This is a genomic window from Sphingomonas sp. (genome assembly GCF_050725575.1).
Taxonomy (GTDB): Bacteria; Pseudomonadota; Alphaproteobacteria; order Sphingomonadales; family Sphingomonadaceae; genus Sphingomonas.
In genome coordinates this window covers 44,398-59,197 of the sequence record NZ_JBOHHW010000014.1, presented here as the reverse complement: position 1 = coordinate 59,197, position 14,800 = coordinate 44,398, and the positions used below count along the sequence as shown (strand labels likewise).

Below are 14,800 nucleotides of genomic sequence, written 5' to 3'. Positions count from 1 at the left end.
GCATGGCGAAAGTAACACCGGAGGGGTTGATCACCGCACTCGACATCGGATCGTCGAAAGTGTCGGCGATGATCGCGCAAAAGGGAGATGGCGGCGAGCTGATCGTACTCGGCACCGGCCAGCGCGAAAGCCGCGGGGTCAAGCGCGGCTATATCGCCGACGCCGACGCGACCGAGGCGGCGGTGCGCGAAGCGGTCGAACAGGCGGAACGGATCGCCGGGGTCAATATCCAGAATGTCTGGGTCAGTTTCTCGGCCGGCGGACTGGTGTCGGACGTCGCGTCGATCGAGTTCGAACTGGGCGGTCACCGCGTCGAGCAGTCGGATATCGATGCGCTGCTGCAGGCGGGACGGGAATCGATCGATCCGGCCGGCCGCATGGTACTCCATGCACAGCCCGCGCTCTACACGCTGGACGGGCTGACCGGCGTGAAGAAGCCGCTCGGCCTGCATGCCGACCGGCTCGGCGTGCATATCCATGTCGTTGCCGCCGACGGATCGCCGGTGCGCAATCTCGGCCTTTGCGTCGCCAATGCGCATCTTGAGGTGAAGTCGATCATCGCGTCGCCGGTCGCGACCGGCATGGCCTGCCTGTCGGACGATGAGCGCGAGCTTGGCGTGGCGCTGGTCGAAATGGGCGCGGGCGTGACCAATGTCTCGCTCTACGCCGGGGGAATGCTGGTCGGGCTGACCTCAATCCCGTTCGGCGCGTCGGACATCACCAGCGACATCGCGTCGACCTTCGGCATGACGCCGGCCCAGGCTGAGCGGATGAAGTGCTTCTACGGTTCGGCCAACGCGTCACCGCGCGACAATCACGAGATGATCGAGGTTGCGCCGCTCAATGCCGAGGACGATGTGCGCGAAGGCAGCCGCATCACCCGCGCGCAATTGATCGCGGTGATCCGCCAGCGTCTCGACCATCTGATCGGCGAAGTGCAGAAGGCGCTGGTCGACCTGAAATTCTCCGGACCGGTCGGGCGCCAGGTCGTGCTGACTGGCGGCGGCGCGGAATTGAAGGGCATTGCCGACTATGCGCAGCAGGCATTGGGGCGCTCGGTCAGGATCGGCCGCCCACGCGGGCTGACCGCCTTGCCCGAGGCGCATAGCGGTCCGGCATTCGCGACTCTGGCAGGACTGGCTTACTATGCCGCGTCCGACCCGGTCGACCTGCGCGAACTGTCCAACGGACAAACGACGGTTCACCGGCCAAAGGGTTTTGCGGTGATTCGACGCTTGATCGCGATGGCTCGGGCTAATTATTAAAGAAATACGACACGTGGTATCTTTCGCGCTGGAACCACCGCAAGCGATGGTGCAGAACGGACAAGAGTAAATGGCGCTTCGGGGTTTTTGAAGCGCAGTGGAGACAGGCGCATGAGCATCGAATTTCTTCCGCCCGAAGTTGACGAACTGACGCCGCGCATTGCCGTGATCGGCGTGGGCGGGGCAGGCGGCAACGCGATTGCCAACATGATGCGTGCGGAGGTGCAGGGCGTCGACTTTCTCGTCGCGAACACCGACTCGCAGGCGCTGAAGCAATCGACAGCACCACATCGCATTCAGCTCGGCGCGAAGATCACGCAGGGTCTCGGTGCGGGCAGCCGGCCGGAAATCGGCCGTGCCGCGGCCGAAGAAACGATCGACCAGCTCGTCAAGACGCTGGAAGGCGCACATATGTGCTTCATCGCCGCCGGCATGGGCGGCGGCACCGGTACCGGTGCTGCCCCGGTCATCGCCAAGGCGGCGCGCGACATGGGCATCCTGACTGTCGGTGTGGTTACCAAGCCATTCGCGTTCGAGGGTAATCGGCGCGCCAAGGCGGCTGAAGCCGGCATCGAAGAACTGCAGAAATATGTCGATACGCTGATCGTCATTCCCAACCAGAACCTGTTCCTGGTTGCTAATGCGAACACCACCTTCAAGGAAGCGTTCCAGATGGCGGACGAGGTGCTGCAGCAGGGCGTGCGCGGCATCACCGACCTGATGGTCATGCCCGGCCTGATCAACCTCGACTTCGCCGATGTGCGCTCGGTGATGCAGGAAATGGGCAAGGCGATGATGGGCACCGGCGAAGCGTCGGGCGACAATCGCGCGATCGAGGCGGCGTCGAAGGCGATCGCCAACCCGCTGCTCGACGGCGTCAGCATGAAGGGCGCCAAGGGCGTCATTGTATCGATCACCGGCGGCGACGATATGCGCTTGCTCGAGGTCGATGAGGCGGCCAATCATATCCGCGAACTGGTCGACGAAGACGCCAACATCATCTGGGGTTCGGCGTTCAATCCCGAGCTCGAAGGCAAGATCCGCGTGTCGGTCGTTGCGACCGGTATCGAAGCGAGCGCGCGCCCGGCCGAAGCCGCTGCCCCTGCATCGCGCGCCTTTACTTTCTCGGCACCGAAAAAGACCGAAGAGCCCGTCATCGTCGCGCCTCTCGCGGCGGAAACTCCGATCGAGGAGCCGGTCGCCGAGTCGTTTGCAACCGACGATAGCGATACAACCGATAGCGATGAGCTGGTGCTGGGCAGCGAGACCGAAGTGACCGCTTTGGACGAAACGAGCGAAGCGGCGCCGCTGCCGGTGTTCGGCGAAGACGTTCCGGCCGATGCGGCGCCGGCCAAGGATGTTGGCGCGGCGAGCGATGGTGGTGCACGCCGCCGCTGGCTGTCGCCTGGTGCGCCGCAGGCCGAAGAGCCGGTTGCGGATGTGCCGGCACCGCCGCCTGCACCACGCGTCAAGCTGGGCGGAACGCTGTTCGAACGCATGTCCGGCGCCTCGCGCGGCGCTGCGCGGGAAGAAGAGCCAGCCGACAAGGATCCGCTCGACATCCCGCGGTTCCTGCATCGCCAGAATAATCAGTAACTTGTCCTTACCCGAGCGCCATTCGCGCGCGGGAATCGACAGCGACGCCACCGACGCTGCCGGTTCACCGCCGGTTCGCGTCGGCCCGGCGCGCGATAATGCCGCCGGACATCGCCGGTTCAGCGAACCCGTCGTCTAGGCTGACCGGCTGATGCGATTGCTCCGACGTTCCGAAACCGCAATGCTTGCGCTCGCCATCTCATTGGCGGCGGTCGTCACTCCTGTATGTGCGCAATATGCCATCGTTCAGGCGCCGACGCCGGATGCTGATGCGCTCGCGTCGGAAATGCGGCTGCTGGCGGCCAATCCGGGCGATCTGGATGCGCTGATCCGTGCCGGCGAACTGACGCTGAAACTCGACGATGCCACTGCGGCGGCAGGCTTTTTTGCGCGTGCCGAACGGATCGACCCGCGTAATGCGCGGATCAAGGCGGGGCAGGGGACGTTGCTGGTCCAGGGCGGCCGACCGGGTGAAGCACTGCGGCGCTTTGCCGAAGCAGAATCGTTTCGGGGCGATGTGCGACGCTTCGCCGCCGATCGCGGCATGGCCTATGACCTGATCGGCGAGCAGGAGCGGGCGCAGCGCGACTATCGCCTCGCCTTGAAGGACGGGCCGGTCGATGAGACGATCCGGCGCTACGCCCTGTCGCTGGGCATTTCCGGACGGCGCGATGAAGCACTGGCACAGCTCGATCCGCTGCTCCGCCGCAGCGATCGCGCGGCATGGCGCGCGCGCGCCTTTATCCTCGCCATGACGGGCGACGCGGCGGGCGCCGAACGGATCGCGACGAGCATGATGCCGGGCGGTCTTGCCCAGGGACTGCAACCTTTTTTCCAGCGCTTGCCGCAACTCGGCGCAGTCGATCGCGCCTTCGCGGTGCATTTCGGCGAAGTTCGCGGGTCGGCACAGCGTACGATGGACGCACGGCTGGTGCCGCCGATGCCGGCACTGCAGCCCGAGCCGGGGCGGCCAGTGGTGGCGGCAAGCACAATCAGACCGCCGGTGCCGGCCGCGACCGACAAGAATGATCGCCGCAGCCGAAAGAAGGACAAGAAAGACAAAAGGCGCGGCCTGGATACCGTCCGGCTTGCAACGGCCACGACGACTCCGCCCGTGTCATTGCCGGCGCCGCCCGCCTATGTCGGCCCGCCGGTCAGCCGCGAAGTTGTGCAGGAATTGCCGGGACGATCCGAAGTCGCCCGGGCCGAAGTCGCCCGGGCCGAAGTCGCCCGGGCCGAAGTCGTACAGGCGATGCCGGGCCGGGCCGAGGTCACGCAGGCAACACCTTCACGCGAGCGGGACAGGCTGCCCCCAGTTGCTATGGCTTCCGCTCGGCCAGTGACGATAACAGCAGTGCCCGCGCCGCGCCGCGATCAGGCGCCTATACCCGCGATTGCCCGACCGGCGCCCGGGGTGACCAAGCCGGCGATCACGCAAGCGCCCATGCCGGCCGAGACGAAAACTACGGAATCATTGCCGCCCGCTCTGGACGGGAACGGGCCGGACACCGATGAGGGTCCCGACGTCGTCGAAAGCGTACCCACGACCCAGCCTGCGACGCACCCTCCAATCCAGGCAGCGACGCAGCCTCTAGCTCCGGCAGCGACACAACCCTCAGCGCAGCCCCAGACTCAACCTGCGCCGGTCCCAGTCACCACACGACCGATCGAGCAGCCCGTGCCATCGTCCCAGCCCGTATCGGGCCCGCCGGCTCAGCCAGTCGCGGCGGCTGCGACGCCCGCCGCCCAACCGCAGCCTCCCGGCGCCGCGCGCGGCGAGGATTCGATCCTGGCGAAGATCATCGCCAATATCACGGTGCCCGGGTCCGAACTCGATGTGGAGCTGGTCAGGGCGCCACCCGCGCCTGAACCGGCATCCGAGGCCGCGCCGGTCAAGCTCGCCGAAGCCGCGCCCGCGCGAGTCGAGTCCAGGCCGGTGACGGTCGTAAAGCCTGAACCTGACGAGGCGGCAATTCGGGCCAAGGCCCTCACCGAGCAAAAGGCCGCGGACAAGAAGGCCAACGACAAGGCGCTTGCCGACAAGAAGCTGGCGGACAAGAAGCTCGCCGACAAGAAACTGGCCGATGCCAAAAAGGCCGATGAACTCAAAAAGAAGAATGATCCCAAGCTTCTCGAGCCATCGCGAATCTGGGTCCAGGTCGCGGGCGGCGCCAATGAAGCGAGCCTGGCCAAGGAATGGGCACGGGTGCGCGACAAGGCGCCGGCGGCGTTCAAGGGTAAATCGGGCTGGACGACGCCGCTGCGCCTGACCAACCGGGTGCTCGCGGGACCGTTCAGGACCAATGATGAGGCGCGCGCCTTCGTCAACCTGATCGCGAAATCGGATATTTCCGGCTTCACCTTCACCAGCGAAGCGGGGCAGAAGGTCACCAGACTCGGCGGCAAATGAGGGCGGCACATGAGGGTGATTCCGGCATTATGAGGGCCATGGCGCCCTGGGCTTCCGATCCTACGTGTAGCAAGGGACGCCTGTACAAGGAGCAGGGCAGCACCGAGCGTGGCCCGCGCGACGCGTTTCAGCGCGACCGTGACCGGATCATCCATTCGATCAGTTTTCGGCGGCTGCGCCACAAGACTCAGGTCTTTCTGTCGCCCGACGGAGATCATTTCCGTGTCCGACTGACTCACAGCATCGAGGTCGCGCAGATCGGCCGCACCATCGCGCGCACGCTCGGCCTGAACGAGGACCTGACCGAGGCGTTGTGCCTGGCGCATGATATCGGCCATCCGCCCTTCGGCCATGCCGGCGAGGATGCCTTGAAAGCGGCTTTGGCCGGGCAAGGCAGCTTCGATCATAATGGCAACACGCTGCGTGCCTTGATGGAGATCGACAGCCCTTACCCGCGCTGGAACGGGCTCAATCTGACCTGGGAGACGCTGGAGGGGTTGGCCAAGCATAATGGGCCGATCGCCGCGCCGGGCTGGGCACTGGCCGAAGCGGACGCGGCCTTTCCCTTCGACCTGCGGCGCTGGCCGTCCCTGGAGGCTCAGGTGGCCGCGATCGCCGACGACATCGCCTATGACAATCACGATATCGATGATGGTCTTCGCGCCGGGTTGTTGAGCCTCGATCAGTTGATGGCGGTGCCGGTGATCGCGCGGGGCTGGGCCGATACGTGCAGACGCTTCGACGATGTGCCGCAAGCCCGCCTTTCGGGTGAACTGATCCGGGGCCAGATCGGGGCGATGGTCAATGACGTGATCGCTGAAACGCAGGCGCGACTGGCGGCGGCGGGGATCGAGACCGTGGCGGATGTGCGGGCTGCGGGGCAATTGGTCGGCTTCTCGCCTGATATGCGCGAGGACGAACGCGTGCTGAAACGCTTCATGTACGATAATCTCTACCACCACCCACGTCAGCTGGCGGCGGCGAATGCGGCGCATGGTGTGGTAGCTGGTCTGTTCGCGGCTTATCATGCCGATCCCTTGCAGATGCCGGAGACATGGTTCTCGCGGCTGCCCGATCATGAGCCGGGGCGCAGTCGGCACATCGCCGACTTCATCGCCGGTATGACGGATCGCTATGCCGTGACCCGCTATCGCGAAGTTGTCGGGCCGGTCGATTTGCCCGAGGGGTTCTGATCTTCGACCACAGCCCGTTATCGACCTTTCGCGACAAGCTGTACGAAACGAACGACAAAAATCATCGCTGGCACACTCTTGCGACAAAACCGGCGTATTTGCTGTTCCGGGGCTGTCAGGGAAAAGGCGATGTCGCACGCAAGCATTGCACTGAATCGCTTCGGGCTGGGCGGACGTGCTGACGATGTCGTGCCGGAGCAGCCGATCAAATATCTGCTGGACCAGCTCGATCGTTATGAGGCGCGACCACCGGCGATCGCCGCCATGCCGGCACGGCGTCAGGTTGCGGGCGAACTGGCGGATTATCTGATCGAAGCGCGTCAATTGCGGGCGACGGCCGGTCCACGTCGCGTGCCTCCTGCCAATGGGACGGTGCCCATGACCGCGCAGAGCCAGGTCATGATGACCGGCTATAATCCCGCCAGGGCCGACAGCGCGGTTGACAAGATGGACGACGACAGCGGGGACCCTATCAAACAAGCACGCCAATTCGCGCGGCGCCAGGGGCGCGACAATTATGTCGCCGCGGTGGGTGGCCGGGCGCTTTCATCGCTGACCGGCCCGGCACCATTCGTCGAACGGCTGGTGCATTTCTGGGCCAATCATTTCGCGGTGTCGGCCGACAAGCTAACCGTGATCGGCTTGTCAGGATTGCTCGAATTCGAGGCGATCCGGCCGCATGTGCTGGGCAAGTTCGGCGAGATGCTGGCGGCGGTCGAGCGGCATCCGGCGATGCTGCTCTATCTCGACCAAGCGGAATCGATCGGGCCGAACAGCCCGATCGGTGGCCGCTTCGCCAATCGGCCCAACCGCAAGCTTGGGTTGAACGAGAATCTGGCGCGCGAGATACTCGAATTGCACACGCTTGGCGTGCGCACCGGCTATTCCCAGACGGACGTGACCGAATTCGCGCGCGCTCTGACTGGGTGGACGGTCTCGGGTCTGACCAACGGGCCGGTTGCACGCGCCGTCGGGGTCGATGGCATCCCGGGCGACTTCGTCTTTGCCGAGCGGATCCATGAACCGGGCGCGCGGACAATCATCGGCTCAAGCTATGCGCAACAAGGCGAGCAACAGGCGCAGGCGGTGCTGTCCGACTTGGCCGTGCATCCGGCGACCGCGAAGCATATTGCAACCAAGCTCGCGCGGCACTTCACTGGCGACACGCCGCCGCCGGCACTGGTCGCACGGCTGGAAGCGGCGTTCCTGAAATCGGATGGTGATCTGCCGACGATCTATCGCGCACTGATTGCTGCGCCCGAAGCCTGGGCCGAGCCGAATCCCAAGTTCAAATCGCCATGGGAATGGTCGGTCTCCGCGATGCGTGCACTGGGGGCGAAGACCGTGCAGCCGCAGGTCGTCACCGGACTGCTTAATCAGCTTGGCCAGCCGATCTGGCGGCCGGGGTCACCCGCCGGTTATGACGATATCAATGCCAGCTGGGCCGGCCCCGATGCAGTGATGCGCCGGGTCGAGGCGGCCGAACGGTTCGCGACCCGGGCCGGCGGGGCGATCGACGCGCGCATACTGGCGCCGAGACTTTTCCCCGCTGCCGTCGGTGCCGCGACCACCCAGGCGCTGGCGCGCGCGGAAAGCCCGGGGCAAGCGCTTGCCCTGCTGCTCGTCGCCCCGGAATTCATGCGGAGATAGGCCATGATCGACCGTCGTTCCCTGATCGGCAGCGGTGCGCTTGGCGCGCTGGCGCTGTTGGTGCCGCGTATGGCCTGGGCCAAGGCCGAAACCGACAAACGCTTCGTTTTCATCATCCAGCGCGGTGCCGCGGATGGTCTCGGGACCATCGCACCGGTCGGCGACCCTGCCTTTGCCGGCGCGCGGGGCGTGCTGGCAACGGATTTCGATGGCATCGCAAAGCTCGATTCACTGTTCGCGCTACATCCGGCGCTGAGCACGGTCGGTGGGCTCTACCAGCAGAGACAGGCCTTGTTTGCGCATGCGATCGCCTCTCCCTATCGCGACCGATCGCATTTCGACGGACAGAATGTCCTCGAGACGGGGGGCGCCGGGGCCTATCGGGTCAAGGATGGCTGGATGAACCGTATGCTCGGGGTGATTCCGTCAGGCGAAGCCCGGGCGATCGCGGTCGCATCTGCGGTGCCGATGGCGCTTCGCGGACCGCATGAGGTTTCATCCTATGCGCCGTCCAGCCTGCCCGACGCGTCCGACGACCTGCTGCAGCGTGTGACCATGTTGTATGAGGGCGACAGCCAGCTCCATGCGCTGTGGAGCGAAGCGATGAACACGCGCAAGCTGACCAGCGATCTGGCGGGCGACAATGGCCGCAACGCTGCCGCGACCGGCGCACTGGCCGCGAAGCTGCTTGCCGCCCCCGATGGTGCGCGCGTCGCGATGATCGAAACCGGCGGCTGGGATACGCATGCACAACAGCGCGGGCGGTTGGGCGCTCAGCTCAAGGGGCTGGATGCGATGATCGCGGCATTGCAGACTGGCCTGGGACCACTCTGGGCCGATACCATGGTGCTGGTCGCCACGGAATTCGGGCGAACCGTCGCGGTGAACGGAACGGGCGGAACCGATCACGGCACCGCGAGTTCAGCGATGCTCTTGGGTGGTGGCGTAAAAGGGGGGCGGGTTATTTCAGATTGGCCGGGATTGGATATGCGCGCGCTTTACGAAGGGCGCGACCTCAAGCCGACGATGCAACTCGACGCATTTATCGGTGGCGCGGTCGCAAGCCATTTCGAAACCGATCCGGTTCGCACGATGATGACGCTTTTCCCCAATACAGCGGGTACGCCCGTGGTGCAGGGGCTGCTGCGCGCCTGACGGGCGCCTGTAACAAGTTCCTCCCCTCCGGGGGAGGGGGTCGGCGGGGCACCGCTATTTCGTAGGCTCAACCAAGAAGGGGTTGTGCCTCGCCGATCCAACCCTTCCAGCAACATGAATTGCCCATATGGGGCAAAATTTGAAGGTCGCGCTCGCTTCCGCTAAGGGCCGCGCTCGCCTCTGACATCGACCGGACCAGCCATGACCCTCTATACCCGTTTCGCCGCGCATCTCGATGCGGCGCTCGACACGCTTGTTGCGTCGGGCGACCTGCCCGCCGGGCTGGACCGCGCCGCCGTGACGGTCGAACCGCCGCGTGACGTGACGCATGGCGATCTTGCCACCAATGCCGCGATGGTGCTGGCCAAGCCGGCCGCGACCAATCCGCGCGCGCTGGCCGAGAAGATCGCTGCCGAACTCGGCAAGCTCGACGAAGTCGAGACGGTCTCGGTGGCTGGCCCGGGGTTCATCAACCTTGCGCTGACTGAGGATACCTGGCGGGCGGAACTGTCGGCGATTCGCGACGAAGGCGAGGATTACGGCAAATCGGCGCGCGGCAAGGGCGTGACCGTCAATGTCGAATATGTCTCCGCCAACCCGACCGGCCCGATGCATATGGGGCATTGCCGCGGCGCGGTGGTCGGCGATGCGCTGGCCAGCCTGTTGGAATTTGCCGGGCACAAGGTGATCCGCGAATATTATGTCAATGATGCCGGCGGCCAGGTCGATGTGCTCGCACGGTCCGTGCACCTGCGGTACCGCGAGGCGCTCGGCGTCGATGTCGGCGAGATTCCGGAAGGCCTCTATCCCGGCGACTATCTGATCCCGGTCGGGCAAGCACTGGCGCAGGAATATGGCGACAAATACGCCAATGCGCCCGAAGGCGAGTGGCTGGCGCTGTTCCGCAAGAATGCGGTCGCGTCGATGCTGGTGCTGATCAAGGCCGATCTTGCGCTGCTTGGCATCCATCACGATCTGTTCTCGTCGGAGGCGGAACTGCAGGCAGCGGGCAAGCCCGAGGCGGCTGAGGCCGATCTGCGCGCTCGCGACCTGATCTATGACGGCGTGCTCGAAGCGCCGAAAGGCGAGACGCCGGAGGACTGGGAGCCGGTCGTGCTGCCGCTGTTCCGCTCGACCAAATTCGGTGACGATCAGGATCGTCCGATCCGCAAGTCATCGGGCGAATGGACCTATTTCGGCGCCGATCTCGCCTATCATTACCAGAAAGCGCAGAGCGCTGACGCGCTGATCGACATCTGGGGCGCCGACCATGCCGGCACGGTCAAGCGGATCGTTGCAGCAGTGCAGGCGCTGACCGGCGGCAAGACGCGCTTCGACGTCAAGCTGGTGCAGATGGTGCGGCTGTTGCGCGCCGGCGAGCCGGTCAAGATGTCCAAGCGGTCGGGCAATTTCGTCACGCTCGCCGAGGTGGTGACCGAGGTCGGCAAGGATGTCGTCCGTTTCACCATGCTGACGCGCAAGTCCGATGCGCAGATGGACTTCGATTTCGCCAAGGTGGTCGAGGCGTCGAAGGACAATCCAGTCTTCTATGTGCAGTATGCCCATGCGCGGATCGCCTCGCTCGGCCGGAAGGTTGCGGAGGCGGGCATCACCTGCAGCACGGTCGACCTGTCCCAACTTGACACGCAGGAACTGGCGCTGGTGAAGCTCGCCGCGCAGTTCCCGCGGATCGTCGATACCGCGGCTGCAGCGCGTGAACCGCACCGTATTGCCTTTTATCTCTATGACTTGGCGGCATCCCTGCATGCGGCGTGGAATCTGGGCAAGGACGATCCCGCGCGCCGTTTCCTGATTGCGGACAATGCCGAGCTGACCTGCGCGCGGCTTTTCTTGGCCGAGGCAATCGGGCAGGTTATCCGCAACGGACTCAGCATCATGGGGGTGCAGGCAGTCCAGGAGATGTGACAGATGGCGACGTCGAACGAATTCGACATCCGCGACGAAGATCGGCTGCCTTGGCTTGAAACCGTCGATGAGGATTATGACGACGGCCCCAGCATGCTCCGGATCGTCCTGTTCGTCGCACTTGGCCTTGCCATTATCGCCGCGGCGATCTTCGGCTATCTCTATTATCAGAAGACGCTCGACGAGGCCGGAACCGGCGCGCTGATCAATGCGCAAGAGGGCGAATATAAGGTCAAGCCCGACGATCCCGGCGGCCTGAAGGTCGAGGGCGAGGGCGACAGCGCGATTGCGACCAGCGATGGTGCGACCTCGGGCGACGCTAAGATCAATGTCGATGCGATTCCCGAAGCACCGATTGCCGGCACCAAGGCGAAAACCGATGCCGCGACCGCCGGCGGAGCCAAGGCGGTCACTGCGGTCCCGGCATCGGGCGGTGCGCTCAGGGCAGCGCCGACCGGTCCAGCGATTGCCGCTTCCGCCGGGGCGTCCGGCGGCGCCTTGGTGCAGCTTGGATCCTTCCCCGACGAGGCCTCTGCCAATGCCGCCTGGGCCAAGACCTCGAAGCGTTTCACCTATCTCGCGCCGCTCGGCAAATCGGTCCAGAAGGCTGAGGTCAATGGCCGGACGGTGTATCGGCTGCGCGTGAATGCCGGCAGCGCCGGCCAGGCGTCGGGTCTGTGCGGCAAGCTGAAGGTCGCGGGTGAAGATTGCTATGTCGCGCATGACTAGGGTCCAAAAGCATCCCAAGCCCCTCCCTTGAACGGGAGCGGCTTGATATAGGGGATGACGTACGCGCCATCCGGGCGTCGCGCTGGAGCCATTTTTCCTCATGATTCCCGTCATCTACGGCCTGTCGGGCCTGACCATCACCGCTGACGAGCGCGTTTTTTTCAGCGCAGTCGACCCGGCCGGCTACATCTTGTTCAAGCGCAATATCGAGACCCGCGCGCAGGTTCGCGCGCTGACCGATGCACTGCGCTCGCTGGCCGGGCGCGATGATCTGCCGATCCTGATCGATCAGGAGGGCGGGCGCGTCGCGCGGATGCAGCCACCGGAATGGCCGGCCTTTCCCGCCGGGCCGGCATTCGATGCACTGTACGAAACTGCCCCGATTTCCGGGATCGAAGCGGCGCGCGCCAATGCCGAGGCGATCGCGCTGACGCTGGCGGAGGTCGGTATCACCGTCGATTGCCTGCCGCTGCTCGACGTCGCGCAGCCCGACACGACCGAGGCGATTTCGATCCGGGCGCTGGGCAGCGAACCGTTGCGCGTCGCGGCGATGGGGCGGGCGATCATCGACGGACTGCAGCGCGGCGGCGTGGTCGGCGTGGTCAAGCATATGCCGGGCCATGGCCGCGCGTTGGTCGATACGCATTACCACCTGCCGACCGTCACGGCATCGGATGAAGAACTCGAGATCGATCTTGCACCGTTCAAGGCACTTGCCGGCGCGCCGATGGGTATGACCTCGCACATCGTGTTCCAGGCCTGGGATCCCGAGCGTCCGGCCACGCTGTCGCCGATCGTGATCGAGGAGATCATCCGCAAGCGGATCGGTTTCGACGGTCTGCTTATGACCGATGATATCGACATGAAGGCGCTGTCCGGGACCGCCGGCGACAAGGCGGCCGGGGCGATTGCCGCCGGATGCGACATCGTCCTCGATTGCTGGGGACGGATGCACGAGATGGAGGACATCGCCGGACGACTGAGCGACATCTCCGATGTATCGCGTGCACGACTGGACCGGGCGATGGCGACAATTGCCGATGTGCGAGCGGACGGAGATCTGGCGGCGCTGATCGCAAAGCGGGACGCATTGCTGGCGGTGGCTTAAGGCCAATCACCTCGCCGCCTGAGTGCGAGTCGCATCTCTTATCGGACCCGGATTTTCCCACTGTTTTGCGCTGTTAACTCAATAAAAAAACTCACCCCTGTTAAGTTGGATCCAAGGCAAGGATTTTCTGTCTGTTTCCAATCATTTGATCTCTTTTCCGCTGTTCCCGATAACAGCGGTCGAACAGCGCGACAACAGGGGTGAGACAGCGCGATAACAGCGGTGACCTGACCGCTGTCATTGCTGAAACAGCCGACGCGGAAACGCGGGGTATTTTCCAGTCATGTCAAAGAGCGGGGCGCAATGCCGCTTGGCATCCGGTCCGCCGTCACACTGTCACGACCTGCGTCGGGGTTGAATCGACATCACTGGCCGTCCGGCGCCGGATGTCAGCGTTCAACCGGCCATGATTGCGTCGCGCCCGCCTTCACGCTTACACCGTCATTGATGACCGATCCCGAAACCCTCACGCTTGACCTGGATGGCTGGGAAGGTCCGCTCGACCTGCTGCTCGCGCTGGCACGGCATCAAAAGGTCGATCTGCGCGAAATCTCGATCCTGGCTCTCGTTGAGCAGTATTTGCGCTTCATCGAGGAAGCCAAGGCGATCAAGCTCGAGCTGGCGGCCGATTATCTCGTGATGGCGGCGTGGCTGGCCTATCTCAAATCGGCACTGTTGCTGCCGCGCGACCCGCAGGTCGAGCCCGATCCGGAAGAGCTCGCATTGCGGCTGCAATTGCGGCTCGAGCGGCTCAATGCGATGCGCGAGGGCGGCGCCAGGCTGATGGCGCGCGACCGCACCGGACGCGACGTCTTCCCGCGTGGCGCGCCTGAAGGGCTCCGCACCGTGCGCAAGGCATTGTGGCAGGCGGAAATCTTCGACCTGATTTCAGCCTATGGCCGCATTACGGCCCGCACCCGGCCAGTGATGCATATCGTCGCCAACCGGCCGGTGATGACGCTGGAAGCCGCACTGGAGCGCGTGTCGCGCCTGCTTGGCGAGCGGATCGACTGGAGCGTGATCGAGACTTTCTTGCCGGAAAGCGCGACCGGCATCTTTCGCAAATCGGCGCTTGCCTCCAGCTTTGTCGCAACGCTCGAACTGGCGCGGCAAGGCAGGGTGGAGCTGCGCCAGAAATCCCCGTTTGCGCCGCTTTATATCAGGGCACCGGCATGAACCCGCCCGACGATCTGACGCGTGCCGTGGAAGCGGTGCTGTTCGCCGCGACCGAACCCATGACGGCGGAGGCGATTCGTGCGCACCTGAACGACGCGACCGGCGTTCGCGAGGCGCTCGATACCGTGCAGGCGCTGTATGCGGGGCGTGGGATCGAATTGGTCCGGCGCGGCGACCGGTGGCACTTTCAGACCGCCGCCGACATGGCGCATCTGCTGCGCCGGGATCGCGAGGAGCCGCGCAAGCTGTCCCGCGCCGGGATCGAGACGCTGGCGATCATTGCCTATCACGAGCCCGCGACTCGCGCCGAGATCGAGGCGATCCGCGGCGTGCAAATCTCAAAGGGGACGATCGACGTGCTGATGGAGGCGGGCTGGGTTCGCCCGGCGGGTCGGCGCGAAGTGCCGGGGCGGCCCTTGCTCTATGCGACGACACCCGAGTTTTTGGTTCATTTCGGCCTGTCGAGCCGACGAGACCTGCCCGGGATCGACGATCTCAGGGCAGCGGGCCTGCTCGATCCGGTTGATTTGGCATTCGAGCAGCTAGAGGTGGAATCTTCCGACGAGGACGACTAGATAGGAACCAACCTCCA

At 64.7% G+C, this 14,800-nt stretch carries 11 protein-coding genes; all 11 read left to right on the top strand.

Translation table 11 applies throughout. The features are described from left to right. Window positions 1-2 precede the first annotated feature (2 nt). Window positions 3-1,265: a cell division protein FtsA gene (gene ftsA, locus ACRECS_RS11895; protein WP_431583178.1), complete on the top strand. Its 1,263-nt coding sequence runs from the start codon at window positions 3-5 to the stop codon at window positions 1,263-1,265. Window positions 1,266-1,376: 111 nt separating this feature from the next. Next, window positions 1,377-2,861 (top strand): cell division protein FtsZ, encoded by a 1,485-nt coding sequence (gene ftsZ / locus ACRECS_RS11890; RefSeq protein WP_431583177.1) that lies wholly within the window; start codon window positions 1,377-1,379, stop codon window positions 2,859-2,861. Window positions 2,862-3,012: 151 nt separating this feature from the next. After that, window positions 3,013-5,271, top strand: coding sequence for a tetratricopeptide repeat protein (locus ACRECS_RS11885; protein ID WP_431583176.1), 2,259 nt, complete (start codon window positions 3,013-3,015; stop codon window positions 5,269-5,271). Window positions 5,272-5,300: 29 nt separating this feature from the next. Next, the gene (locus tag ACRECS_RS11880) at window positions 5,301-6,464 is read left to right on the top strand and encodes a deoxyguanosinetriphosphate triphosphohydrolase (RefSeq protein ID WP_431583175.1); all 1,164 of its coding nucleotides are present in this window, start codon (window positions 5,301-5,303) and stop codon (window positions 6,462-6,464) included. Window positions 6,465-6,593: 129 nt separating this feature from the next. Next, a complete protein-coding gene (locus ACRECS_RS11875) occupies window positions 6,594-8,114 on the top strand; it encodes a DUF1800 domain-containing protein (protein ID WP_431583174.1) in 1,521 nt (506 codons plus the stop codon). Window positions 8,115-8,117: 3 nt separating this feature from the next. Beyond that, a complete protein-coding gene (locus ACRECS_RS11870) occupies window positions 8,118-9,269 on the top strand; it encodes a DUF1501 domain-containing protein (RefSeq protein ID WP_431583173.1) in 1,152 nt (383 codons plus the stop codon). 201 nt (window positions 9,270-9,470) lie between these two features. Beyond that, window positions 9,471-11,195 carry an arginine--tRNA ligase gene (gene argS, locus ACRECS_RS11865; protein WP_431583172.1) on the top strand — a complete coding sequence of 575 codons (1,725 nt, stop codon included), beginning with the start codon at window positions 9,471-9,473 and terminating at the stop codon, window positions 11,193-11,195. A gap of 3 nt (window positions 11,196-11,198) precedes the next feature. Next, window positions 11,199-11,924, top strand: a complete 726-nt coding sequence (locus ACRECS_RS11860; protein WP_431583171.1) for an SPOR domain-containing protein — start codon at window positions 11,199-11,201, stop codon at window positions 11,922-11,924. A gap of 100 nt (window positions 11,925-12,024) precedes the next feature. Then, window positions 12,025-13,032, top strand: a complete 1,008-nt coding sequence (locus ACRECS_RS11855; protein WP_431583170.1) for a glycoside hydrolase family 3 N-terminal domain-containing protein — start codon at window positions 12,025-12,027, stop codon at window positions 13,030-13,032. Between the two features lie 447 nt (window positions 13,033-13,479). Beyond that, the gene (locus tag ACRECS_RS11850; protein ID WP_431583169.1) at window positions 13,480-14,208 is read left to right on the top strand and encodes a segregation and condensation protein A; all 729 of its coding nucleotides are present in this window, start codon (window positions 13,480-13,482) and stop codon (window positions 14,206-14,208) included. After that, entirely contained in the window at window positions 14,205-14,783 is a 579-nt protein-coding gene (gene scpB / locus ACRECS_RS11845) for an SMC-Scp complex subunit ScpB (RefSeq protein WP_431583168.1), read from the top strand. Before ACRECS_RS11850 ends, scpB begins: the two co-directional genes overlap by 4 nt. The last annotated feature ends 17 nt before the right edge of the window (window positions 14,784-14,800 follow it).

Coding starts and splice junctions, on each gene's coding strand:
- ACRECS_RS11860 (WP_431583171.1), top strand. CDS start 11,199: ATGGCGACGTCGAACGAATTCGACATCCGCGACGAAGATCGGCTGCCT.
- scpB (WP_431583168.1), top strand. CDS start 14,205: ATGAACCCGCCCGACGATCTGACGCGTGCCGTGGAAGCGGTGCTGTTC.
- ACRECS_RS11875 (WP_431583174.1), top strand. CDS start 6,594: ATGTCGCACGCAAGCATTGCACTGAATCGCTTCGGGCTGGGCGGACGT.
- ACRECS_RS11870 (WP_431583173.1), top strand. CDS start 8,118: ATGATCGACCGTCGTTCCCTGATCGGCAGCGGTGCGCTTGGCGCGCTG.
- ftsA (WP_431583178.1), top strand. CDS start 3: ATGGCGAAAGTAACACCGGAGGGGTTGATCACCGCACTCGACATCGGA.
- ACRECS_RS11885 (WP_431583176.1), top strand. CDS start 3,013: ATGCGATTGCTCCGACGTTCCGAAACCGCAATGCTTGCGCTCGCCATC.
- ACRECS_RS11850 (WP_431583169.1), top strand. CDS start 13,480: ATGACCGATCCCGAAACCCTCACGCTTGACCTGGATGGCTGGGAAGGT.
- ACRECS_RS11855 (WP_431583170.1), top strand. CDS start 12,025: ATGATTCCCGTCATCTACGGCCTGTCGGGCCTGACCATCACCGCTGAC.
- ftsZ (WP_431583177.1), top strand. CDS start 1,377: ATGAGCATCGAATTTCTTCCGCCCGAAGTTGACGAACTGACGCCGCGC.
- ACRECS_RS11880 (WP_431583175.1), top strand. CDS start 5,301: ATGAGGGCCATGGCGCCCTGGGCTTCCGATCCTACGTGTAGCAAGGGA.
- argS (WP_431583172.1), top strand. CDS start 9,471: ATGACCCTCTATACCCGTTTCGCCGCGCATCTCGATGCGGCGCTCGAC.